The sequence below is a fragment of the Exiguobacterium artemiae 255-15 genome (genome assembly GCF_000019905.1).
GTDB lineage: Bacteria > Bacillota > Bacilli > Exiguobacteriales > Exiguobacteriaceae > Exiguobacterium_A > Exiguobacterium_A artemiae.
Map to the genome: position 1 here is coordinate 2,173,438 of NC_010556.1, position 23,681 is coordinate 2,197,118.

Annotated in this window: 22 protein-coding genes; 6 read left to right on the forward strand and 16 right to left on the reverse strand. The window is 47.3% G+C overall.

Annotated features, from left to right (window positions below; genetic code table 11):
- Positions 1 to 11 precede the first annotated feature (11 nt).
- The 8 genes from citZ to dnaE all read right to left on the reverse strand — a co-directional run bounded on the left by citZ (position 12) and on the right by dnaE (position 10,409).
- Positions 12 to 1,124, reverse strand: coding sequence for a citrate synthase (gene citZ, locus EXIG_RS11275; RefSeq protein ID WP_012371078.1), 1,113 nt, complete (start codon positions 1,122 to 1,124; stop codon positions 12 to 14).
- 217 nt (positions 1,125 to 1,341) lie between these two features.
- Positions 1,342 to 1,812, reverse strand: a complete 471-nt coding sequence (locus EXIG_RS11280; protein WP_012371079.1) for a DUF441 domain-containing protein — start codon at positions 1,810 to 1,812, stop codon at positions 1,342 to 1,344.
- Between the two features lie 57 nt (positions 1,813 to 1,869).
- Positions 1,870 to 3,618: a pyruvate kinase gene (pyk, locus tag EXIG_RS11285; protein ID WP_012371080.1), complete on the reverse strand. Its 1,749-nt coding sequence runs from the start codon at positions 3,616 to 3,618 to the stop codon at positions 1,870 to 1,872.
- An 82-nt stretch (positions 3,619 to 3,700) separates the two neighbouring features.
- Positions 3,701 to 4,663: a 6-phosphofructokinase gene (gene pfkA / locus EXIG_RS11290; RefSeq protein WP_326930248.1), complete on the reverse strand. Its 963-nt coding sequence runs from the start codon at positions 4,661 to 4,663 to the stop codon at positions 3,701 to 3,703.
- 153 nt (positions 4,664 to 4,816) lie between these two features.
- A complete protein-coding gene (locus tag EXIG_RS11295) occupies positions 4,817 to 5,752 on the reverse strand; it encodes an acetyl-CoA carboxylase carboxyltransferase subunit alpha (protein WP_012371082.1) in 936 nt (311 codons plus the stop codon).
- Positions 5,739 to 6,599 (reverse strand): acetyl-CoA carboxylase, carboxyltransferase subunit beta, encoded by an 861-nt coding sequence (gene accD / locus EXIG_RS11300; protein ID WP_012371083.1) that lies wholly within the window; start codon positions 6,597 to 6,599, stop codon positions 5,739 to 5,741. Before accD ends, EXIG_RS11295 begins: the two co-directional genes overlap by 14 nt.
- A gap of 21 nt (positions 6,600 to 6,620) precedes the next feature.
- On the reverse strand, positions 6,621 to 7,139 hold the full coding sequence (locus EXIG_RS11305; protein ID WP_012371084.1) for a FadR/GntR family transcriptional regulator: 519 nt from the start codon (positions 7,137 to 7,139) through the stop codon (positions 6,621 to 6,623).
- Positions 7,140 to 7,241: 102 nt separating this feature from the next.
- Positions 7,242 to 10,409 carry a DNA polymerase III subunit alpha gene (gene dnaE, locus EXIG_RS11310; protein ID WP_012371085.1) on the reverse strand — a complete coding sequence of 1,056 codons (3,168 nt, stop codon included), beginning with the start codon at positions 10,407 to 10,409 and terminating at the stop codon, positions 7,242 to 7,244.
- A gap of 154 nt (positions 10,410 to 10,563) precedes the next feature.
- Here dnaE and EXIG_RS11315 point away from each other — a divergent pair, with 154 nt between their 5' ends.
- On the forward strand, positions 10,564 to 10,758 hold the full coding sequence (locus EXIG_RS11315; protein WP_012371086.1) for a YtzJ family protein: 195 nt from the start codon (positions 10,564 to 10,566) through the stop codon (positions 10,756 to 10,758).
- 57 nt (positions 10,759 to 10,815) lie between these two features.
- On the opposite strand, the gene EXIG_RS11320 is transcribed toward EXIG_RS11315, so the two are convergent.
- A complete protein-coding gene (locus EXIG_RS11320; RefSeq protein WP_012371087.1) occupies positions 10,816 to 11,754 on the reverse strand; it encodes a DHH family phosphoesterase in 939 nt (312 codons plus the stop codon).
- Positions 11,755 to 11,820: 66 nt separating this feature from the next.
- Here EXIG_RS11320 and EXIG_RS11325 point away from each other — a divergent pair, with 66 nt between their 5' ends.
- Positions 11,821 to 12,138, forward strand: a complete 318-nt coding sequence (locus EXIG_RS11325) for a YtpI family protein (protein ID WP_012371088.1) — start codon at positions 11,821 to 11,823, stop codon at positions 12,136 to 12,138.
- A 44-nt stretch (positions 12,139 to 12,182) separates the two neighbouring features.
- Here the strand turns inward: EXIG_RS11325 and EXIG_RS11330 are convergent, their stop codons facing one another.
- Entirely contained in the window at positions 12,183 to 13,493 is a 1,311-nt protein-coding gene (locus tag EXIG_RS11330) for a DRTGG domain-containing protein (protein WP_012371089.1), read from the reverse strand.
- 156 nt (positions 13,494 to 13,649) lie between these two features.
- On the opposite strand from EXIG_RS11330, the gene EXIG_RS11335 reads away from it, so the two are divergent.
- On the forward strand, positions 13,650 to 14,753 hold the full coding sequence (locus EXIG_RS11335; protein WP_012371090.1) for a M24 family metallopeptidase: 1,104 nt from the start codon (positions 13,650 to 13,652) through the stop codon (positions 14,751 to 14,753).
- Between the two features lie 59 nt (positions 14,754 to 14,812).
- Here EXIG_RS11335 and EXIG_RS11340 read toward each other — a convergent pair whose 3' ends face one another.
- Positions 14,813 to 15,538 carry an SDR family oxidoreductase gene (locus tag EXIG_RS11340; protein ID WP_012371091.1) on the reverse strand — a complete coding sequence of 242 codons (726 nt, stop codon included), beginning with the start codon at positions 15,536 to 15,538 and terminating at the stop codon, positions 14,813 to 14,815.
- A gap of 152 nt (positions 15,539 to 15,690) precedes the next feature.
- On the opposite strand from EXIG_RS11340, the gene EXIG_RS11345 reads away from it, so the two are divergent.
- Positions 15,691 to 16,128 (forward strand): universal stress protein, encoded by a 438-nt coding sequence (locus EXIG_RS11345; RefSeq protein ID WP_026827730.1) that lies wholly within the window; start codon positions 15,691 to 15,693, stop codon positions 16,126 to 16,128.
- A gap of 103 nt (positions 16,129 to 16,231) precedes the next feature.
- On the opposite strand, the gene EXIG_RS11350 is transcribed toward EXIG_RS11345, so the two are convergent.
- Complete coding sequence (locus EXIG_RS11350; protein WP_233494505.1) at positions 16,232 to 16,837, reverse strand: 3D domain-containing protein; 606 nt, start codon at positions 16,835 to 16,837, stop codon at positions 16,232 to 16,234.
- A 386-nt stretch (positions 16,838 to 17,223) separates the two neighbouring features.
- Here EXIG_RS11350 and EXIG_RS11355 point away from each other — a divergent pair, with 386 nt between their 5' ends.
- Positions 17,224 to 18,162 carry an IS30 family transposase gene (locus EXIG_RS11355; protein ID WP_012371094.1) on the forward strand — a complete coding sequence of 313 codons (939 nt, stop codon included), beginning with the start codon at positions 17,224 to 17,226 and terminating at the stop codon, positions 18,160 to 18,162.
- 63 nt (positions 18,163 to 18,225) lie between these two features.
- Here the strand turns inward: EXIG_RS11355 and EXIG_RS11360 are convergent, their stop codons facing one another.
- From EXIG_RS11360 to tpx, 3 genes are all read right to left on the reverse strand, one after another.
- Complete coding sequence (locus tag EXIG_RS11360) at positions 18,226 to 19,437, reverse strand: acetate kinase (protein WP_012371095.1); 1,212 nt, start codon at positions 19,435 to 19,437, stop codon at positions 18,226 to 18,228.
- A 120-nt stretch (positions 19,438 to 19,557) separates the two neighbouring features.
- A complete protein-coding gene (locus EXIG_RS11365; RefSeq protein ID WP_012371096.1) occupies positions 19,558 to 20,466 on the reverse strand; it encodes a class I SAM-dependent methyltransferase in 909 nt (302 codons plus the stop codon).
- A 104-nt stretch (positions 20,467 to 20,570) separates the two neighbouring features.
- A complete protein-coding gene (tpx, locus tag EXIG_RS11370) occupies positions 20,571 to 21,077 on the reverse strand; it encodes a thiol peroxidase (protein WP_148206690.1) in 507 nt (168 codons plus the stop codon).
- Positions 21,078 to 21,241: 164 nt separating this feature from the next.
- Here tpx and EXIG_RS11375 point away from each other — a divergent pair, with 164 nt between their 5' ends.
- A complete protein-coding gene (locus EXIG_RS11375) occupies positions 21,242 to 22,057 on the forward strand; it encodes an NAD kinase (RefSeq protein WP_012371098.1) in 816 nt (271 codons plus the stop codon).
- 34 nt (positions 22,058 to 22,091) lie between these two features.
- Here EXIG_RS11375 and EXIG_RS11380 read toward each other — a convergent pair whose 3' ends face one another.
- Positions 22,092 to 23,651, reverse strand: coding sequence for an amidohydrolase (locus EXIG_RS11380; protein WP_012371099.1), 1,560 nt, complete (start codon positions 23,649 to 23,651; stop codon positions 22,092 to 22,094).
- Positions 23,652 to 23,681 lie beyond the last annotated feature (30 nt).

Genomic DNA, 23,681 nt, shown 5'->3' on the forward strand with positions numbered 1-23,681 from the left:
TCTCCGCCTTTTTAACGTTCGTTCATGGACACGTATGTCCGGTGTGTTTCACCAATATAATCGGCGCGTGGACGAATGAGGCGGTTGTCGCTATACTGCTCTAAAATGTGCGCTAACCAACCTGACATACGACTAACGGCAAAGATTGGTGTAAACAATTCCGTATCAAGTCCAAGTGCATGGTACGTCGAAGCCGAATAGAAATCAACATTTGGTTTCAATCCTTTTTCCGATTGGACGATTTCGTCAATCTTCACTGACATCTCATACCATTTCGGTTCTCCGATTTGTGCTGTCAATTGACGGCTCATCTCTTGGAGATGCTTCGCACGCGGGTCGCCGTCCTTATAGACACGGTGACCGAAGCCCATGATTTTTTCCTTGTTCTTAAACTTATTATGAACATACTCGTCAACCTTTTCAACTGAATCAATTTCAACCAACATCTTCATGACGGCTTCGTTCGCTCCACCGTGAAGCGGACCTTTCAAAGCACCCATGGCAGCCGTGACACCTGAATAGATGTCAGACAACGTCGCGACACAGACACGCGCCGTAAATGTTGAAGCGTTCAGCTCATGATCCGCGTGCAGGACAAGCGCCTGGTTAAAGGCTTTTTCTGCTACTTCTGTCGGCTCTTCGCCTGTCAGCATGTAGAGGAAATTCGCTGCATATGAAAGTCCAGCTTTCGGTGCAACCGGCTCTTGACCTTTTTTGATTCGTGCATATGCAGTCACGAGTGTCGCAATCTGCGCTTGGAGTTTGATGGCTTTAGCGTAATTCGCCTCTGTCGACATATCTTCCACCGATTCATCATATAATGCAAGTTGTGACAAAGCCGTTCGGATGGCTGACATCGCGTTAGCGGTTTTTGGCGCCACTTTTAATGTCTCAAGGACTGCTGGTGCAACCGTCGCTTCAGAAATCAAAGCTTCTGACAATTGCTTCAGTTCGTCTTCTTTTGGTAAGCGGTCATTCCAAAGTAAAAAGACCACTTCTTCAAATGAGGCGTGCTCCGCCAAATCATCAATTGTATACCCACCATACGTCAACTGACCATCGATGATCGAACTGATCTTCGATGATGTTGCGACGATTCCTTCTAAACCTTTTGTTTGTGTCATACAAAAATCCCCCTTTTTTTCCCCCAGAAATTTAAAACGCTTTCATTTCCGTATTGAAAAAAAGACGTCTAAGCAAGAGTCGTTCCCCACATCGAACCGTTTGCTCCTGAATAGACCATCTTGTTTCTGTTCTTAGTATAAACAAAATTAACCAAAAAGTGAACGAACTTGCATACTATTATCAAAAAATTAATTCTGTTCCCTATTACAACATCCCTTAGCCGCTGATTGCTTTGACGATGATGTCCCACATCCCGATGACAAGAGCGGCGATTCCCGCTCCGATTAAAGGACCGACCGGCACACCCCGAAACAATCCGACTGCAAGAATCGTTCCGGCAAGCAACGCTGTCGTGACGAGGGGATCTTCCTTCATCAGACCCACACCGTGGGCCGCAATGATTGCGACAAAAATTCCCGCTAAAAACGAAATGATACCGATATGTCCCCGTACGCTGTTGAGCAGTTCCCTGAATCCGATGTCTCCCGTAGCAATCGGTACCAGGATGGCCGCTGTGATCAACGTGACTCCCCAGGTGATGCCTTTCGCCTGTAAAGACGGAAACAGACGTCCGTCGAGACCAATCGCCTTAATGATCAGCAAAAAAGCAGCTGCAATGATCAATGATTTGTTTTGAGCGATGACACCGATCAACACGAGACCGATCAAAAACAGATAGGCTTCCATGTTAAAACCCCCGATTTGAAAAAACGGATATGGCTTTCGCCACATCCGTTTCAGTGATTATGCGTTGTACAATTTACCTGTTAACGGATCGATTGAAATACGTTGACCATCCGTGAAGATTGTCATGGCGTTTTCAACACCGACGATAACCGGTTTACCGAGTGAAGGACCAACGATTCCAGCATGGCTAGTCAATCCGCCGTCTACTGTGACCATTGCTGCAGCCATCTCGATTGCAGGCATCATGTCGCGATCCGTTGAGTTCGTGACAAGAATCATGCCTGGTTTTGCTTTTGCGTTTGCTTCTTCAGCTGTATGCGCGATGACGACTTCGCCAACGACACCACGTTCACCGATTCCGCGACCGTTTGTGATTTCTTTACCGACGATGTGAATTTTCAACATGTTTGTTGTACCTGCTGTAAGAGCCGGGATACCTGCAGAGATGACGACGAGGTCACCGTCTGTGACGAATCCTGCTTCTTTTGCTGTATCAGCAGCAAGTGTCAACATGTCATCCGTGTTGTCTGAGAGGTGATCGACAACGATCGGATAAACACCCCAAACGATGTTGAGTTGACGTGCAACACGCGCGCTCGGTGTGACGGCAACGATGTTTGGCTCTGGACGGTATTTTGAAATCCGGGCAGCTGTGTAACCAGACTGTGTCGGTGTCAAGATTGCTTTTGCGTCCAGGTTGATGGCTGTATGCGTAACCGCTTGAGCGATCGCATCCGTCACAGTGTGCTCACTGCGTGTTTGACGATCTTTCAAGAGCATTTTGTAGTCGAGCATTTTCTCCGTACGCTTCGCAATCGTGTGCATCATTTGAACAGATTCAATCGGGTAGTCCCCGGCTGCTGTTTCACCTGAAAGCATGATGGCATCTGTTCCATCAAGAATTGCGTTGGCGACGTCTGATGCTTCCGCACGTGTCGGACGCGGGAAACGTTGCATCGAGTCAAGCATCTGCGTTGCTGTGATGACCGGTTTACCGTAGTCATTACAAATTTTGATGAGATCTTTTTGTGTCGGCGTGACTTCTTCAGTCGGAATTTCGATCCCGAGATCACCACGTGCGACCATCAAACCGTCAGAAATCGCGATGATTTCTTCGATGTTGGCGACACCTTCCTGGTTTTCGATTTTCGGGAAGATTTTGATGTGGCTGGCATTGTGTTTTTCGAGCAATTGACGAATCGCAACAACGTCAGACGCACGACGCACGAATGAAGCAGCGATCAAATCGATGTCGCTCTTAATTCCGAACTCGATGTCTGCGATGTCTTTGTCTGTCAAAGCAGGCAAGTTAACTTTTACATTTGGTAAGTTAACCCCTTTTTTCGTTTTAATGATTCCTTCGTTTTCGATGTCGCAAAGAAGTTCACGGTTGTCGAGTTTTTCTGCGACACGGAGTCCGATTAACCCGTCATCAAGCATAATCATTGAACCGACTTCGACATCATCGTATAAACCGTCGTATGTGACAGAGAACTTGTCAGCTGTACCGACGATTTCGTTTGCGTCACCGCTGACGACGATAACTTGTTTGCCGCGTACGAGGAGGGCTTTACCTTCTTCAAACGTATGCGTGCGGATTTCCGGACCTTTTGTATCTAAAAGAATCGTAACTAATTTGTTTGCTTCTTCTGCTGCACGACGGATATCCGTGATGCGGGCACCATGTTCTTCATAGTCACCGTGTGAGAAGTTAAGACGAGCAACGTTCATACCCGCTTCAATCATTTCTGGAAGACGTTTTTCTGACGCCGGTCCAATCGTACATACAATTTTAGTTCTGCGCATATTCCATAAACCTCCTACAATGTTTGGCTGTTCGATCACAATGCCAATAAACCTATACCAATACGACGAATGTCAGTCTACCTTAGATGGATAGTTGTTTTGACAACTCTAAGATTTCGAGATCCAGTTCGTGTTTGTTTTCATCCAATGCTTCGTCGATATCAAGATCGACCATCTTACCGCCGCGTACACCTACGACACGTCCTTGCTTACCTTCAAGCAGGATGTCAATCGCATAGGCACCCATCCGGCTTGCCAGTACACGGTCAGCAGCTGTCGGCGCACCGCCGCGTTGAACATGACCTAATACCGTGACACGTGTATCAAGTCCTGTTTCCTTGGCAATCTCGTCTCCAACATCCTGCGCACGTCCGGCACCTTCCGCTACGATAACGATCGAGTGTTTCTTACCACGATTGACACCGCTTTGAATCCGGTTCAAGACTTCTTTTAAATCTTCCGGACGTTCCGGAACCAGGATTGATTCCGCTCCGCCGGCTAATCCAGCATATAGTGCGATATCCCCTGCGTCGCGTCCCATGACTTCGATGACATATGTCCGCTCATGTGACGACGCCGTGTCACGGATCTTATCGATGGCTTCGAGTGCCGTATTGAGGGCTGTATCGAAACCAATCGTGTAATCCGTACCCGGGATGTCGTTATCAATCGTTCCCGGAAGACCGATCGTCGGGAAACCGAGTCCCGTCAATTTTTGAGCACCACGATAAGACCCGTCACCACCAACGACGACGAGTGCATCGATTTCGAATTTCTTCAGATTGACGACAGCTTTCGCGCGTCCTTCTTCAGTCCGGAATTCCGGGCAACGTGCAGAACGCAGGAACGTTCCACCCCGTTGGATGATGTCACCGACTGAACCAAGGTTCAATTGGACGAGATCTCCGTTAATCAGACCTTGGTATCCGTTGTAGACACCAAACACTTCCAGTCCATGAAAAATCGCCTTACGTGTTACAGCACGCACTGCGGCATTCATGCCGGGTGCATCGCCACCACTTGTTAAAATAGCAATCCGTTTCAAACTCACGTTAATCACCTCTCTATTAATCTTAGTCTAAAATAGCACGTAGTTTTGTTGTTTTACAACAGGGCAGACTGCATAAACTTTCTACAGCAGTTTGTTCATCCTCTCACGAAATAAGGAATGCCAATCATGATAGCGATTACATGCAGGTTATGTGCCAATTTGGTGATATTTTTCTGTACGCTTCTCGATTAACTGTTCTGGTGTCAAACGGGTCAGTTGGGCAAGCTTTTGTTCTAGAACAGATTTTAGTTTGTCCGCCTGTAATGAAACATCTAAATGCGCTCCACCGATGACTTCTGAGATGATGCCATCCGCAATCCCGAGTCGCAGTAAATCAGGCGCCGTGATTTGCATCGATTCCGCCGCTTTCTCCGCGAGACTGGCGTCTTTCCAAAGAAGGGCAGCTGCACCTTCAGGTGAAATGACGGAGTACGTGGAGTTCTCCAACATCAACAGCTGATCGCAGACACCGATTCCGAGTGCTCCGCCCGATCCGCCTTCGCCGATGACGATCGAAATAATCGGGACCGGCATTCCGGCCATTTCAAACAGGTTTTTCGCAATGGCTTCACTTTGTCCGCGCTCTTCCGCTGCACGGCCGGGATATGCGCCTTTTGTATCAATGAATGTAATGATGGGACGATTGAACTTCACTGCTTGTTGCATCAACCGTAAAGCTTTCCGGTACCCTTCAGGATGCGGCATACCAAAGTTACGGCGGATATTTTCCTTCGTATCTTTCCCCCGCTGATGACCAATCACCGTTACGGCTTGTCCATTCAGCATTGCAATACCTCCGACGATGGCTGCATCGTCATATCCATGCCGATCACCATGCAATTCAATGAAGTCGTCACAAATCAAGCGCACATAATCGAGTGTCGTCGGACGTTCCGGGTGCCGTGCCAGTTGCACACGGTTCCACGCTTTCATATTCCCGTAAATATCGAGTTCTAACCGACGCAGCCGCTCTTCCAATAAATTCAGTTCTTCTTTGAAATCAAGGCCTTGCGTCTCTGCCATATCGTGCAGTTCTAATATTTTTTTGCGCAATGCGATTACTGGTTGATCAAATGGTTGCATGATTGGTTTCCTCCGAGTGCATCATCAGAATTCGTGTGTAGTAGGTTTTCAAGTCGTGTCGCGATACGACATCGTCGAGTTGTCCCGCCTGCAGTAAGAACTCTGACGTTTGGAAGTCTTCCGGTAATTTTTCACGAATCGTCTGTTCAATGATCCGCCGGCCGGCAAAGCCGATCAAAGCGCCGGGTTCTGCGATATTAAAATCGCCTAACATGGCAAAACTTGCCGATACTCCACCTGTCGTCGGATGCGTCATACATGAAACGTAGAGCAATCCGGCATCAGAATGCTGTTTCAGGAATAAGCTTGATTTCGCCATCTGCATCAGGCTGACCATTCCTTCCTGCATGCGTGCTCCACCTGAAGCTGAAAAAATCGTTACGGGTAATCTTTCTTTTGTCGCGTAACGGATTGCTTCCGAAATCGCTGCTCCGACTGCTGCTCCCATTGAGCCCATCCGGAAACGGGCGTCCATGACACAGGCGACGAGCGGATATCCGTTGACTTGACCGACACCGCAGACAATCGCTTCTTCAAGTCCTGTCCGCACTTGATCACCTTTCAGCTTTTCAGGGTAATCCTGAAAATCGAGTGGATCGGCCTTGACTGCCGGTAAATCAAAATACGTAATCGTTCCCGCATCAAATAATTGTTCAAATCGTTCAGTCGCTGTTAACGGATGATGGTATCCACAGACACAGACTTTTAAGTTCGCTTCGAGTTGTTTCGTATATTGGATCAGTTTGCACTTCGGACATTTTGTCATTAAACCAACCGGTACATCGACCCGCTGTTCCTTTGACGTCAGAGTGACAAATTTTTTAGGTTTTCGAAAAAATGCTTGCACGTTAGTTCCCCCTTGTGGTTCCTACGAGCGTTTTAGAAAAGCTTCCCGTTCCGCTCGCGTATAGAGCTCCCCTTGACCAAAACTTTGATAGAAGGCATTCACTTGCCGCCAGATCCTCTCAAACAAATCATTATCGATTGTAGCGATCAGCGTTTCCCGAAATGCCGCATCGGAATCGACGTGCTCTTCTAGAATGGACACGTCTGCGAGTTGAACAAAAGCTGCCTGTTCAAGCAAACGAAGTGTTCCTGCCAAATCTTCAAATTTTGAATCGCCGGTCACTAAAAATTGTGCGATGATCTGAATGTAGGTATGGTCATCCCGGTTTAAAAGAAAACTGCCTCCCCCGTGCCTTGTCTCGATGATTCCGAGATAAGCGAGCGTCCGAAGTGCTTCCCGCACCGAAGGACGGCTGATCGACAGTCGTTCTGCCAATTCACGTTCTGATGGAATTCGATCTCCCGGCACAAAGCCATCCTTTTCGATCATCGTTTTGATTGCTGAAATATTCGTTTCAAAAGCATTCCGCTTTTTCTCCATTTTGTACAGCACCACCTTCCTGACGCATGCGTCATTTCCTTATTCCGGCGGTCATTGGTCAGACCAATTACGCCTTATTATAACAAATCTTATTACCTACTACTAGTTCGAACGCGGCACATTTTTCAGGATGATATTCGCTTCCCCGAAGCGAATCCGGAGTTGGGCCATCAATTCCTCTTCCTGCTGAACGGCATAAATTCCCGGTAACGGCTTGGTTTCATTCGTATCGGCATAACGTACGACGACCGGAATATCACCCGGGGCCGATTCGAGCATCCGTTCCAGAACAGCGAGATCATTTTTAGACGGCAGTTTGACGAATAAGACGTCCTGCCCCAAAGGACGCAACCGCTCGAGGACGAATTGACGATCTCCCTCACGTTCCTGCACCTTCACTTCAATCAACAGCACGTTTCCGATATACAACGAACGTTTGAACGCGGCATACTGTTGCGGAAAGACAACGACTTCCTCCGTCGTATACCCGTCGACGGCATGAATGACTGCCATTGTCTGGGCACGCTTCGTTTTGAATTCACGGATTTGCTCAATATAACAAACCAAGTAGTTGGTTTGATTCCCTTCCAGCGAGAGGGTTTGGAAATGTGTCGTCTCAACAGGCGGCTTCATCGCGGTCATCAACGGAGAATAGGTCAGCCAAAATCCAAGTGACTCGCGCTCAAGGCGTGCCCAATCGGTTGCTGTCCGGTTCGTTTGTGTTGTTGTTTTTCTCCGTCCAAGGCTTGCGAGTTCGTCCGGAAGCAGCGTATTCGAAGCCATCGTAAAGTAGTCGAGGACCTCCTGTTCTGCAAGCCCCCGGTCTCCATGAGTCGAACGATCAAACGCCCCGCTGTACAACAACAGCTCAATCTTCGCCCGTTCCTTTTTCCCCCACCCGACTGCCGACAATAACTGTGTGATCGTCTGCGAGGTTTTCGCGGCTTCACGTAACGTATGAAAGTCTTTTTCCGTAATTCCCCGAAGCGTCTGAATTCCGAGCCGGATTCCTTTGCCTTCTAATGTCGAACGGAAATCCGACATCCAAATATCGGGCGGCAATACCGGAAGCCGTTTTTCCCGCATGACGCGGACGAGACGTTCCGGTTGATCAATCGATACCAATGAAAAGATTTGCGGATAATGGGCTTTCATATATCCGAGTGCATAACTGATTTTGGTATAGGCAACAGCATGACTGCGATTAAATCCATAACCGGCAAACCGTTCGATTTGATCGTACAACGTTTCGGCAACCGTTAAATCAAAACCGTTTTGCAATGCCCCTTCGATAAAACGTTTCTTTTCCGCTTCTACAGACTGACTGCTTTTTTTCGAAATCGCCCGCCGCAGCAAATCGGCTTGAGCCAGCGTAAATCCGGCAACCCGGCGTGTAATCTCCATGATTTGTTCCTGATAGACGATAACGCCGTAGGTCGCGGTTAAAATTTCTTCTAAAATCGGATGAACCATTTGATAAGGTTGACCGGCTTTTCGTTTCGCATAGAGATCGATGAACTTCATCGGTCCCGGACGGAACAGTGACATCGTCGCGACTAAATCCTCAAACCGGTTCGGCTTGACTTCGCGCAGCGTCTGTTTCATCCCTGCCGATTCAAATTGGAAGATTTGATCCGTCTCTCCTTTGGCAAACAACCGTAACGTCGCTTTGTCCTCGTCCGGTATCCGTTCGACCGAGAAATCAGGGTACGCATGCTGAATCAACTGCTCCATCTGCCGTAACCGTGTTAAATTACGTAATCCAAGCAAGTCGATCTTCAGCAAACCTTGTTGTTCGATTGCCTTCATTAAATATTGTGTGACGAACCGTCCACTTGCATGTAAATCAACCGGTGTCGTCTCGATCAATTCCTCTGAACCGATGATGACGCCGGCAGCATGAATCGAACGTTGTCTCGGTAATCCTTCAATCGCTTGAGCCAGCTGTAACAATTGACGTCGTTTTTCACTGCCCGAGAACCAGCGGTAAATGGATGCTTGTTGCTCGAGCCCTTGTAGCGTCGTCACTTTTCCCAATTGTTTTGCCGCCGCGTCGGTTTCATCTTTCGAAAATTCCAATGCCCGTGCTACATCACGCAGGGCGGCTTTCGCTCCAAGAGTCGATAACGTTCCGATTTGACCGACATGTTGCTTGCCGTACCGCTCGACCAGGTACTCAAGCACTTCCTCCCGCCGCGCATCTTCAATGTCAATATCGATATCAGGCATCGTGATCCGTTCCGGATTCAGGAACCGTTCAAATAACAAACCGTACTTCAGCGGATCGACAGTCGTAATCCCGAGGGCATAACTGACGAGTGATCCGGCAGCCGATCCACGTCCCGGGCCGACACGGATTCCTTCACTTTTCGCGTGGCGAACCAAATCTTCAACAATCAGAAAATAGTCCGCAAATCCTGTTTTTTCAATAACTTCGAGTTCATACTGCAGCCGTTTCGTCGCTTCTTCCCCGACATGTCCATGTGCAAGTAAACCATCGTGCGCCAACCGGTTCAGGGCGTGATTCGAATCATCCGTCACCTGTGGAAGAGGACGCGATTGAAAAGGTAACGTCAGCGTCTCCTGCGACTCCGCCCACCGTGTTAACAACCGCAATTCCCGGTCCGTAAACTGATCCTGTAATTCTTCCGTCAGTTTAAGATGAGCCGATCGGCTGACCTTTTGTTCAGCGAACATCGTACCTTCGTCAATGGCACGCAGGGCTTGAAACGCATCTGCCTCTTCGCGAAAGAGATAACGGACGGGATCAATCGGAATCGTTTCAATTCCCAGGGCATTTGCCGCTTGACGGTATCGTTCCCTGCTGTCGCGTTCAACAGTCGAACGGACTGCCTTGACACCAAGTAAAATCGTGGCTTTGTGTGCTGATCCCATCCACTGGGCGACGAGACGCCGCAAGCGCGCTTCATCTTCCGGTGCCTGACGTTTCGGTTCGAGGACGGCAATCAGCTCCGAGTAATCTTCAACCGGCATTTCACTGGCCAGCCGGTAAAGTACTTTTAATCCAAGGCTTGTTTTCGCATACCATAGAATCGTAAGTTCATCCGGTTCTATGACTTGTTCGAATCCGACGATCGGAATCAGTTCCCGTTGCTTACAGCCTGCCATAAATGCCGGGACGCCTGTCAAAGAAGTCTCACAAATCGCCGCAGCCGAAAAGCCGCGTCGCTTCACTTCATCGAGATAACGATCCATCCGAATCGTACTTTGCAACGGACTGTATGCTGTACGGACATTTAGTTGGACCATCCTGTTTCCTCCATCCTCACTTGATTATATTTCGCCTGTAAATGAAACGTTTTCAGAAGTTTCATATCTATGTGTTTCTCAGTCTCGCCATCCCTATCATTTTTCGCTACAATAAAAAGAGAACATCATGACTTGCACGGAAGGAGAGTTTGCCATGATTTTAAACCGTAGCCAAATCGCTCGTGAAAAAGTGGAACAACTGAAATTAGGGGTCACCGCTTTTACCGAGACTGAAGAAATCGCTGAAAAAATTCGTAAGTCTGTCAAAGAACTTGAATTGAATGTCATTGAAGATCATACAGAACGGGGAACTTGGTTCATCCCCCAGGAAGAGGCTACCACTCATTGATGCAAAAAAGGCTGTTCGCCATGTATCCGAAACAGGATGATGGCGAGCAGCCCTTTTTTATTCGAAAGTAAAGGCTTCTGCCACTTCATTTAAACGGGATACGACCTTATCAACTTCCGTTAAATTCTTGATTGTTGCACCTGATGCCATCGGATGTCCGCCCCCATTGAATTCTTTAGCCACCTCATTGATGACGGGCCCTTTCGAGCGCAGACGGACACGCACTTCCTTATCTGTTTCGAGGAACAAGGCCCATGCTTTTAAGCCTTTCAAGCCTGCAAAACTGTTGACAAGAAGAGAGGCCTGTTCAACGGTCGCATCGAACGTCGCCAACGTATCTTGCGTCAACACGACGTAACCGACGCCTGCTTCCGTCAACTGGATGTGTTGCAACACGTAACCTTGTAACTGTAAAGCGACTAGTTCCGTCTGATACATATTTCGATAGAGCCAATCCGTATCAATCCCTGTATCAAGCAGTTGCGCCGCGACGGAAAACGTCCGGCTTGTCGTCCCTCTGAATTGGAAACGACCTGTATCTCCAACGATTCCTGCATAAAATTGAATCGCTGCAGCGGCCGGGATATCGTACTCCCATTCATTTAAAAGATGGACCAACAGCTCCGACGTCGAACTGACGGTTGTATCGACAATCTGAACGTCTGCGTAAGGATCTTCATCCGGATGGTGATCGATTTTAATCGTCTGTTGCCCGTTCAAGGCTTCCGCTCCATCAATCCGACCTTGATTGGCTGTATCCAGTACAATGACAAGCGCCTGTTGATATTCTGTTGCGTCCACCGAATCAAGTTCTCCCATGAAGGAAAGTGAAGCCGCCATTTCACCCACGGCCTTTATTTTTTTATCAGGAAATCGTTTTTGTAAAACTCGTTGCAGTCCAAACTGACTGCCTAACGCGTCCGGGTCTGGACGTTCATGACGATGAATGATGATCGTGGATGCTTGTTCAATCAATTGTCTGATTTGTTCTTTCACAGTGCACAGCTCCTCTAAATATTGATATGATACAAACAGATACAGAAAGAAAAGGAGGTCATCCATATGCAGTTTGTTCTCATTCTGTTAATCGTCTTGTCACTCGGCGGATATCTGCTTGCCAAACGACGTGCGTTTCATACGAAAAGCACGAACCGAAAATTTTTATTTAATACGCAAGCGAGCATCTGGCTCAGCTTGTTCGTCATCTTGTTTGCCGTCAACCAATTCGTCTCCGGTGACGGATTGACGACGACAATCGGAAAAGTCGTCTGTTCGATTTTGATTGTCATCGGTGTTGCTTCGTTCATCGCCGGCTTCATCCGCTATAAAAAAATCTATCCGTATGTCGTCCGTGAAATGGAACAGACGGAACAGTCCTAAAAAAGACGGTATCTACCGTCTTTTTTTGTGGCCTGTTAGTTACGTTATCGATCAATCAGTTGCGAGGTCACGAGGGCTTTCGCAACGATTTGTGTGCCTTGATACATCTCGACATCTACTTTTCCGAACTTCCGCCCGACATCAAAGACATTTGCCCGGATCGTGATCGTACTCTCGATTTGGACGGGTTTGATGAAATAGATACTGACATTCTCGATGACCAGGTCGCCTTTTTTCATATGACGCAACATCCGGGTCGCCCCTTCGACGAGCAAAGTCGTCAACACGCCACTTGAAGCCGTTCCCATGAAGTTCGTCATTTGCGGCGAGACTTCCAGTGAAAGGTAAGGTCCTCTCGCATCTTCCGCCGCCTTGATTTGTCCGGTGATCAAATCATCAAACGTTTCACCGACTTGCGGCTGGCGGTTCGCAAGTTGCAGGGCTTTTAGTACATCCTGTCGGCTGATGATCCCGAGCAACCGACCGTATTGATCGATGACCGGTAACATCTCAATTCCTTCCCACACCATCTGATGCGCGGAATTCGTCACACTCGTCCGAATTCCGACCGTGATCGGATGACGGGTCATGACTTTTTCGACGGGCCAATCGTGCGGACGGTCAATGATATCCTTCGCCGTCACGACACCGACAACCTTCATCTGTTCATCAATGACCGGATAACGATTATGTTTCGTCTGTTCATTGAGTTCATGCCATCTGGAAATCGGATCGTTCGTTTGTAAATAAAACGTATCGTGTAAAGGAATCAAGATATCGGAGACAAGCAGGATTTCTTTTTTGATCAATCGGTCGTAAATCGCCCGGTTGATCATCGTCGCGACAGTGAACGTGTCGTAAGACGTTGAAATGATCGGCAGCTCCATTTCGTCCGCCAACCGTTTTGCGTCTTCCGTCGTATCAAACCCGCCGGTGATCAGGACCGCTGCTCCTGCATCCAAGACCAGTTCATGTGCTTTTTCCCGGTTTCCGATAATGACGAGACTGTCGACATCGATGTAACGCATCATCGCCTCCAGCTTCATGGCGCCGATGACGAATTTCGTCAACGTCTTATGCAGTCCGTCACGTCCTCCGAGAACTTGTCCGTCGACGATATTGACGACTTCCGCGAACGTCAGCTTTTCAATATTTTCTTTTTGTTTCTTTTTGATGCGAATCGTGCCGACGCGTTCAATCGTTGAGACGAACCCTAAATTTTCCGCTTCTTTGATGGCACGGTAGGCCGTACCTTCGGATACCGTTAAGTCCTTTGCAATTTGCCGGACGGATATTTTGGCGCCCACATCGAGATCCTCAATGTGCCGGATGATCTGTTCATGTTTTGTAGGCATGCTGTATCCCTTCTTTTTCCTATATTCTACTCTTCTGTCATTATACTGTACTACTCCAACGAATGAAAAGTGTACTAGTCTCGATTTACGAGAAATGTTTTCCATTTCCAACGATGGTATACTGAATCATGAAACGAACAGAGAGGTGGAAACGATATGTTAGAACGGACAAACCAGATTAGTCGTGTATTAAAAGAATCAGGAATTGACGTTGCATTGATTACGTCAAAAGCGAGTGTATTTTATTTCTCAGGTGTCTATGCGGAACCCCATGAACGCGTGATGGCTGTCATCGTTGATGCGAACGGAAAACGTGCTCTTTTCTGCCCTGCGCTCGAGGCAAACATCGTCGCCGCAAGTCCATGGGACGGTGAAGTCATTACGTATGCAGACCATGAACATCCATTTGATAAAATCAGCGAAGCCCTTAAAACATTTTCGATTTCCAATAACCGGATCGGTATCGAGGGTGAACATATGACGTTCAGCCGGTTCAAAGAGTTGGAAGCCCGCCAGGAAAATGCGGCGATTCTTGATATTGGTCAGCCTTTACAAGCATTACGCCTTAAAAAAGATGCTCAAGAAATTGAGATTCTCCGTGAAGCAGCCGCACTCGCGGACGAAGCGGTTGAAATCGGCAAACAGGCGATTCGTCCCGGCGTCACGGAAATGGAAGTCATTTCAACAATCGAGTTTGAAATGAAAAAGAAAGGTGTCCGTGAGATGTCATTCGACACGCTCGTTTTATTCGGAGCGAACAGCGCCGATCCGCACGGTGTCCCAGGTGACCGTGTCATTCAAGAAGGCGATTTCGTTCTGTTCGACCTCGGTGTCGTATGGAAAGGATATTGTTCAGACATCACCCGGACTTTCGTTTACGGAGAAGCCAGTGAAGAACAACAAACCATCTACCAAACCGTTCTTCAGGCACTTGAAGCTGCAACAGAAGCCAGCCAGGTCGGCGTGACCCTCGGCACATTGGATCAAGCAGCCCGGAACGTGATTGATCAAGCCGGTTACGGAGACTACTTCACGCATCGTGTCGGACACGGTCTCGGCATCGACGTGCATGAATTCCCGTCACTCGCATCAAACAATTTGCTGACAGCAGAAGCCGGCATCGTCTATACGCTCGAACCGGGTATCTATGTTCCAAACGTCGGCGGAGTACGAATCGAAGACGATATTCATCTGACAGAAAACGGTCCTGAAGCTTTGACACACTATCCGAAACATCTTCAGTCCATCCCGTCCCACTAAAAAAAGAGATCAATTCCGGAATCAGTCGGAATTGATCTCTTTTTTTGCCTTCCTCTTCTTCAAGGACGTGATTGATGGACGACATTGACGCCACCGGTCACATCTAAAACTGCGCCTGTAATCAGACCGGACTCTTCCGCCAGTAAAAACGAAATGGCTCGGGCGATATCTTCTCCGACACCCGTTCGTCCGATAGGTGTCTGATCATCCGCTGCCGCTTCTTCAATCCGCTTCGATTTATTGTCCCCTACAATATTGCCGGGATTGACCATATTTACTGTGATGCCGTGTTCCGCCTCTTCAAGGGCAACACTTTTCGTCAGACTGACCATACCGCTTTTCGCAGCGGCGAAGGCAGCCCGTTCCACCCACCCAGGTGCAGAAGCGCTCTCCGGAAAACCGTATGTAACGATACGTCCGTATTGTTGGTCGCGCATGATTGGAAGGATTTTTCTTAACAACCAAAAACTAGCTGTCAGGTTACCGGTTACTACTTCATTCCATTCTTCATCCGAATAGTCGACGAGCGATTTCCGTTCGAAGATATACGGCCCCGCATTTAAAATCAACGCGTCAATCCGACCGTGGACAGCCATCGTCTGTTCGACCGCCTCCATCAACTGATCTTGATTTGTCACGTCTGCTTGAATCAAATGGAGCCGTTCATGGGAAAATGTCGGTTCCGAGCGATGTAGTGCCGTAACGTGCCAACCTTCTTCAAGCAAACGGCGGGTCACCATCTCACCTAATCCTTTTGTTCCTGCTGTAATTAATGCGTGCCTCATCTTGGCATCGCCTCCTTTCATCTCTTTCCATCTTACGGGTTCCGCTGTCGAAGAACAATTTTAAAATCTCCTTAAATGTTCCTCACCTTCTATTTAAGGGAATGGTATAATAAGGGTGTAAAATCAGACGAACACGAAGGGATGGATACATGATGGCAATCGTATATCACAACATTTTAGTAGCAGTCGACGGATCAAAAGAGGCAGAACGTGCTTTTGAAACGGCGATTGACGTCTCACTTCGAAACAATGCCAAACTCGTCATTGCTCACGTCATTGATACGCGGACTTTCGCGACTGTCGAAGCGTACGATCGGACGATCACCGAACGTGCCGAATCCTATGCGAAAGAACTGCTTGATGATTACGTCAAGACGGCTCAAGAACGTGGTGTCAAAGATGTTGAAGTTGCTATTGAATACGGTTCTCCTAAAGTAACCATCGCCAAAAAGCTTGCACCGAATCATAACGTTGATTTGATCATCTGTGGTGCAACCGGTTTAAATGCTGTCGAACGTTTCTTCATTGGTAGTGTCTCTGAAAGTATTACCCGTTATGCGAAATGTGATGTCTTAATCGTCCGCCTTTAATTGAACTTATTTTCAGCACTCCCTCTAAAAAGAGGGGGTGCTTTTTTAAGACAAAAAAAAAAAAAAAAATCAATCGCACCGATGTACGATTGATTGAAAAAACTTATTTGTATTTAACAGTGACGTTACGACGACCCCAGTTAAAGGCTTCGGCACGTGAGTAGTACAGAATATCCATCTTCTTGCCTTTGATGGCACCGCCTGTATCTGCTGCTGTGTACGTCCCTTTTAATTTCCCTTTGTAATACACTTTTACTGTTGAGCGAAGCGGAATCACGCGTGGATCAACTGCTACGACTTTCTTTTTCGAACTCTTGATGTTCCAACCGATAGCTGTTAAGTTACCGCTGCCTGGATCATATGGTGTATAAGCTGTCGCACTGACGTTTGTGATTGTTTTCCATCCGCCTGTTGATTGTTTCTTCGAACCGCTTGATGTAACGACTTTAGAATAACGGGCACTGAGGTAAGCTGTTTTTCCTTTATAGCTGACTTTATACCAGTTTCCTGTTTTTGCTTTGTACGGCAATGTTTGATTCTTATATAGAAGACCGAGTTTCTTGGACGCTGTTGTGGCTTTCTGGCGAACAATCAGACTATCGACCGACGACTTGACATTTTTTTTAGTTGCAGCTTCCGCTTGAAGACCTGCAAACGAACTGAGTGCTAACAAGACTGCTAAAACACTAGCGATTATTCGTTTCATCATCATGTAATCTCTCCTCCATAATTGTTCCTGTTTTGTAACTTACATTAATATACATGACAAAATGGAGCAGTGCCGTTACATATAGACCACAAAAAGATGACGCGATTGTTACTTTTGTGTTACAAAAGACTCATTTTTAACGGTTTCGAACCGTTTTTACGACAATAACCGGTTTAACTTTCGTTTTCACGTTTTTTATATGACAACTGTTGTAACAAACGTTTTTAACAACAGCGGCAACCCTTCTGTTTTTAGTCTGTTCAGATGATTTTTTTCAAACGACGAATTGTAATATTAAGTGCAACACCTAGCTGAAAACACAAAAAAACCCATAACGGCCTCGTGTAGAATAGAGTTACCACACAAAATTCAACGGAGGATTCGTTATGAGCTATATTCATCTTACCATATCAGAAAGAGTCAAAATAGAGACGTATCTCGAGCTAGGTTTCTCTGTCCGAAAGATTGCGGGACGCCTGGGGCGTCAACCTTCTACGATTTCTCGAGAATTGAAACGAAATCCTCATTACGATTCTTCTCATGCTGACCAGCGTTATGTGGAGCGAAAAAAGAAGTGCGGTGCACGTACGAAGTTTACGCTCGAAAAAGGAATCTGCATCCTCGAAAAATTACGGGAGACGTGGTCCCCTGAACAAATTGCCGGACGATTATTCCAAGAAGAAGGACTCTCGTTCAAGACAATTTATCGTTGGATTTATAGTGGCCTCGTCGAGGCCGATTCTGGACTTCTTCGGCAAAAGGGAAAGCGTCAGAAACCACGTGAGACGCGCGGACGCTTCAACGTCGGACTGCCAATCAGTAAACGTCCGTCCGACGTCAAAGGGCGTCAAACGTTTGGACATTGGGAGCTTGATACTGTTGTATCGGGTAGAGGAACGTCAAAAGCCTGTGTCGCAACGTTCGTCGAGCGAAAGAGTCGTTTTTATCTCGCTGTACCGATGGAAAATCGGTCCGCTCAATCGATGGAGTCTGCGATTCAAGCATTACATCTTTCCTTCCCGTTGGGAACGTTCCAAACTGCGACGACAGATCGTGGAAAAGAGTTTAGCTGTCATGAACGAATTCGTGACACGTTAGGCTTACCCATGTATTTTGTAGATCCGTATTCTTCTTGGCAGCGTGGTAGTAACGAGAACGCCAATGGTCTTCTCCGTGAATTTTTCCCGAAGGGGACAGATTTCGGAAAGGTCAGTCGTTCTGAAATCGCTCAAGCGCTCGCCTGGATTAATGGGAGACCACGAAAATGTCTTAACTGGAAAACTGCATACGAGGTCTTCACGGAAGAAGTGTTGCACTTAATTTGACAAACCGTCAAACAAAAAAACGCCTGAACACAACTTTCGTTGTCATCCAGACGTTTGATTTACTTATGCGTTTTGTTCAACCAATCCACCTACACGAACTGTATCGCGGGCAATCATCAATTCTTCATTCGTTGGAATGATGATGACTTTGACCGGTGAATGCGGATAGTTGATGAATAATTCTTCGCCGCGTGCACCGTTGTTGAGTGATGGATCCCAGTAAACGCCCATGAACTCGAGACCGCGTAAGACACGCTCACGGATCGAATCCGAGTTTTCACCGACACCTGCTGTAAAGATGATCGCATCGACTCCGTTCATCTCGGCTGCATATTGTCCGATGTAGCCGTGGATCCGGTTCGCAAAGATGCGAAGCGCCATTTCTGAACGGTGATTTCCTTCTTTTGCAGCTGTTTGGACATCACGCAAATCGCTTGAAAGACCAGACAGACCGTAAATACCAGATTCTTTATTCATGACGTTCAAGACGTCTTCTGCTGTTTTCCCTGTCTTCTCCATTAAGAACGGAATCAGAGCCGGGTCAAGTGAACCAGACCGCGTACCCATTGTAATTCCTTCAAGTGGTGTGAAGCCCATCGTTGTGTCAATCGATTCACCGCCGGCAACGGCTGCGATTGACGCTCCGCTTCCGAGGTGACATGAGATCAGACGCAAGTCTTGTAACGGACGGCCGAGCAGTTCAGAGGCACGTTCTGTGACGTACTTATGGCTTGTTCCGTGGAAACCGTATTTGCGGATGCCGTACTCTGTATAGTACTCATACGGCAGACTGTAAAGGAAGTTTTCTTCCGGCATTGTTTGGTGGAACGCTGTATCGAAGACTGCGACTTGCGGTACGTTTGGCAAGATCGCTTGGAATGCGCGAATCCCGATCAAGTTTGGTGGAATGTGCAACGGACCGAGCTCCGTGTACGATTCGATATCTTGCATGACGTCTTCTGTAATGATGACAGAGTCCGCATATTTTTCCTTCCCGTGTAAGACACGGTGTCCGACACCTTTAATCTCATCATATGATGAGATGATGCCGAATTCCATCAGCTTCTCAAGTGACAATTCAACTGCTTCTTTATGTGTTGCAAGTGGAAGAACGTCTGTGAATTTCTGTCCTTCTCCGTATTTAATCGTAAAGATGGCATCGTCTTTTCCGACGCGCTCTACTAAACCGACTGCAATCATCGTTTCGTTCGGCATCTCAAGTAACTGGAACTTCAGTGACGAACTACCGGCGTTTACTGCCATAATCTTTGCCATGATTTATTTCCCCTTTTCCATTCAAATCGATCGACATTCACATCTGTATGAGTCTTGCTCTTTTTCTGTTCTACACTAGAATAGTCAAATTAACGACAGATTTCAATCACTTTGCGCATTTCATTTTAATTCTGTGTTAATCCATTCATCAATCTGTTTCACCATTCCGCCAAACGCACGGGCATCCGTAAACGACGGTAACTCGGCCAGTAATGCTTGTTTCGGCATCGTCATGCCCGCCAAGTGGTTCCGGACTATCAGATAACTTTTAGCCGCTTGCTCCTGTTTAAACATCGTCAATGGTAATTGGAGGATTCCGACGACATGTGCTTTCGTTTCGAAATACTGCTTCAGTTTACCTTCTGTATCATGTTGAAAAAGTCCATTCGGAATGACAAACACACCAAACCCGCCCGGCTTAACATAATTCATCGCTTGTTCAATCAACAGGAAGTGACTGTAACTCATGCCTTCGTCCCGTTTTAAAACGTACGTTTCTGAAACTTCCTCATCCGGATAGTAGCCAATCGGCAAGTCTGCCATCGCCAAATCGACCGGATCAAGTAGGAGCGGACGTAATGCATCCTGATGCGTATAGTTGACCGGATAATCCATTAATTCCGAAACCGATGCCGATAATCGAATCAACGTTTCATCCACTTCGACGGCTTCGGCAACCGTATCTTTTGGAAGTTGACTGAGGACAGCATGCAACATGCCGCCGGTTCCGCTTCCGAGATCAAGTAGACGGACATCCTCCTTCTTGATTAATTTCCCGATTAAATAACCCGCAAACAATGCAACGCTGTCCGGTGTCGGCAAATGATTCGGTTGCGCTTGTTTCATTCCTTCAAGAATTGCGAGGGAAACCGCTTTGCGGACTGTTTCCGGTTCCACGTTTTCCGTATGCCGCTCATTTAAGCGGTCAATGACTTCCGTTAATCCTTCAAGATAAGGCATGTCCAAATCACGTTCTAACTTACGTGCTTGTTGCGTCAGTTCTTTATATAATTTTTCTAACGATTCCATATGTTTCCCACCCTTTCCAAAACGAAACGGCCCCCGCACTTCTTGGGAGCCGTTTTTTCTCATTACTTTCATTGTAGCGGTTTTACGCCGTTTGTAAACTATTCTTATTTCGTTGCTTTTGCGCCTTTAGCAGCTGCAAGTGCCGAATCGAAATCAACTTCGTTCGTTGACTCTTCTAAATATTCCGCGTAGACGACTTCATTTGACGCATCGATGACGAATACGGAACGGGCGAGCAAACGAAGTTCTTCGATTGCTACTCCGTATTGTGTACCGAATGAAAGATCGCGGTGGTCGGACAGTGTGACGACGTTATCGAGGCCGCTTGCTGCACACCAGCGACGTTGTGCAAACGGTAAGTCGTTTGAAATCGTCAAGACCGTCACACCTTCGATCGCTGCTGCCTCTTCGTTGAATTTACGTGTTTGGGCATCACAGACACCTGTATCGATTGACGGCACGACACTGATGATGCGGACTCCTTCATACGTATCGCGTGTCACCGGTGAAAGGTCGTTTGCTAGAACCTCAAAATCCGGTGCCTCTTGTCCGATTTCAACAGGTGTTCCGATTAATGTGATGGCATTGCCTTTAAATGTTGCCATGTAAATTCCCCATTTCCCAATAGATTCATATGTCGTTTTCCATTCTACTATAAAAATACTGCCACGATAACACAAGATTTCTGCCCGTGCTTTAAGCTATCAGTACCGATTTTTGTCAAAGACAGGTATAATGAAAGAGTTCATGAAACGCTTTCAAGGGGGAATTGACCATGGCTCGAAACAATGTCTACCTGTATTACCGTAATAAACAAAGACACGAGACGCAGGTACGTAAACTGATTGAAGTAGGAAATCGGTATGGATTGAACGTCGTCCAGGATCACAAACAAGCCAACATCATTGTCTCTGTTGGCGGAGACGGTGCCTTTCTTCAGGCGGCCCGCTTCACGGGATTCCGGGAAGATGCCATTTATGTCGGGTTTGGTGAAGGACAAAATTCATTTTACTGTGATTTCGACATCAACGATCTGTCTTCAGTCGAAGCGATTTTCAAAGAAACCGGCAGCCGCGCTTCAGAAGGCGAAATTGAAGTCCGCCGTTATCCGTTGCTTGAAGCTTCGATCAACGGTGGTCCAGCCATGCTGTGTCTGAACGAGTGTTCCGTTAAATCGAGCATCATCAAGTCACTCGCAATCGAAGTTTACATTGACGGTTTCCTGTTTGAGACATTCCGCGGGGACGGTATGGTCATCTCGACACCAACCGGCTCAACGGCGTACAACAAATCATTGTCAGGTGCCATCGTCGATCCATTGATCCATTGTCTGCAAGTCAGTGAGATTGCGTCCGTCAACAACAACCGTTACCGGACACTCGGTTCAGCGTTCCTCTTAAACCGCGGTCGGAAATTGTCTTTACGTATCATCGAAGACGGCAACGACTATCCGATCATCGGAATGGATAATGAGGCGCTCAGCTTAAAACGGACAGATTCTGTCGATATTCAATTATCGGAAAAAGAACTGAAGACCGTTAAATTAACGAATAATACATTTTGGCATAAAATCCAACGTTCTTTCTTATAAAATAAAAAAACTGCCGATTGGCAGTTTTTTTATTTTAATTCATGACCGGTGCCGACTCAAAGACTGTTTTACCTGCTTGAACAGTTTCCAGCAAGCGGTTGTGCAAAACAGCTTCCCCGCGTAACGTATAAAAATCCTGTTCGAAAATGACGAAGTCCGCGTCGTAACCCGGAAGCAACATTCCTTTTCGTCCGTGGGTGTCCGTCGCGATATGCGGATTTTTCGTAAACAATAATAACGCTTCATACATCGACAAAACTTCATTCGTTTTATTGATGTTCCCTGCTGTTCCGGTCGTCGCGGCATACAAGGCCCGCCGGACATCCGGATTCGAGATCGGCGCATCCGATCCGCCACATAGAAGCGCTCCCGTTTCCCCCAGTGACTTCAATCGATAAGCCCAATCGAGACGGTTCAGACCAAGACGTTCCTGCGCAAAATCTGCATCATCGAGCAGGAAGACCGGTTGGACGTCAATCAAGACCGGTAATTTACGAATCCGTGCCAATAATTCCGGACGGACGACCGTCGCATGAATGATCCGGTCCCGTGTTCCTTTTGGCGCCGGATATTTTTCGAGGACAGCGACAAAACGTTCGATCGCCAAATCGCCGATGACATGTGCCGCCACCGTGAAGCCATAACTCCGGGCTCGTTTCACGAGTTGTTCCAGTTGTTCCGGCGAATGGACTTCGATGCCGCGTGTCGTCGCATCATCCGAATATCCTCTGCCAAGCAGTGCCGTTCGTCCGCCAAGTGCTCCGTCAACAAACAGTTTCATCGCGCCGGTCGACAGAGTCGATGGCAATACAGGATTCATCTGAATGAGTTGATCGATGACTAAATGATGAACGAGCAGATGGGCATGGAAGCCTGTTTCTTCCGTCACTTCCCGGTAGGCCTGCAGGACTTCTTCTAAATCACCGTGATACGCTAAATCTTCCGTATGTGCAGCAATAATTCCGTGACGGTATAAGTCTTTGATTGCCGACCGCAACGAGGATTTATTCCGCTCGACCGATCCGGATTGTAAGGCGTACAGCGGTTCAATCGCTGCATCGTAAAGGAATCCGTCTGCTTCTCCTGATTCAAGTAATCCGATTTTCCCGCCTTCGACGACAGTTGAGGCTTTATACCCCAGCTGTTTGAATAACACATCATTAACGAGGACTGTATGCCGATCCGTCCGCTTTAAGAGCGCTGGTTCTGTCGGGAACAGTTGGTTTAACCATGCTTTCGTCGGCGCCCGGTCAAGCTTCGTTTCATCGTACCCTTCCGCCACATGTAACCCGTTGATTGCCTCTGCCTCAACAAATGCTTTTCCTAATTCCTCAAGTGTCGCATAGTTTGATGCATCGACCCGCCCGATCGCTTCTCCGTATCCGATTAAATGAATGTGCGCATCCGTGAAGGCCGGGTAAACAGCTTTCCCGTTCAGGTCAACGATTGACAGAATCCGTCTTCCGAACCGCCGGCGTAACTTTCCTTCTTCCCCCATTGCAATGATACGCGTTCCTTCAACGAACATCGCCGAATGAATGTCTGTTTCATGCGACATCGTTCGAATGATTCCGTTCACATACAGTTTCCCCATCTCAATCGCTCCTTTTTTTACAAAAACAGG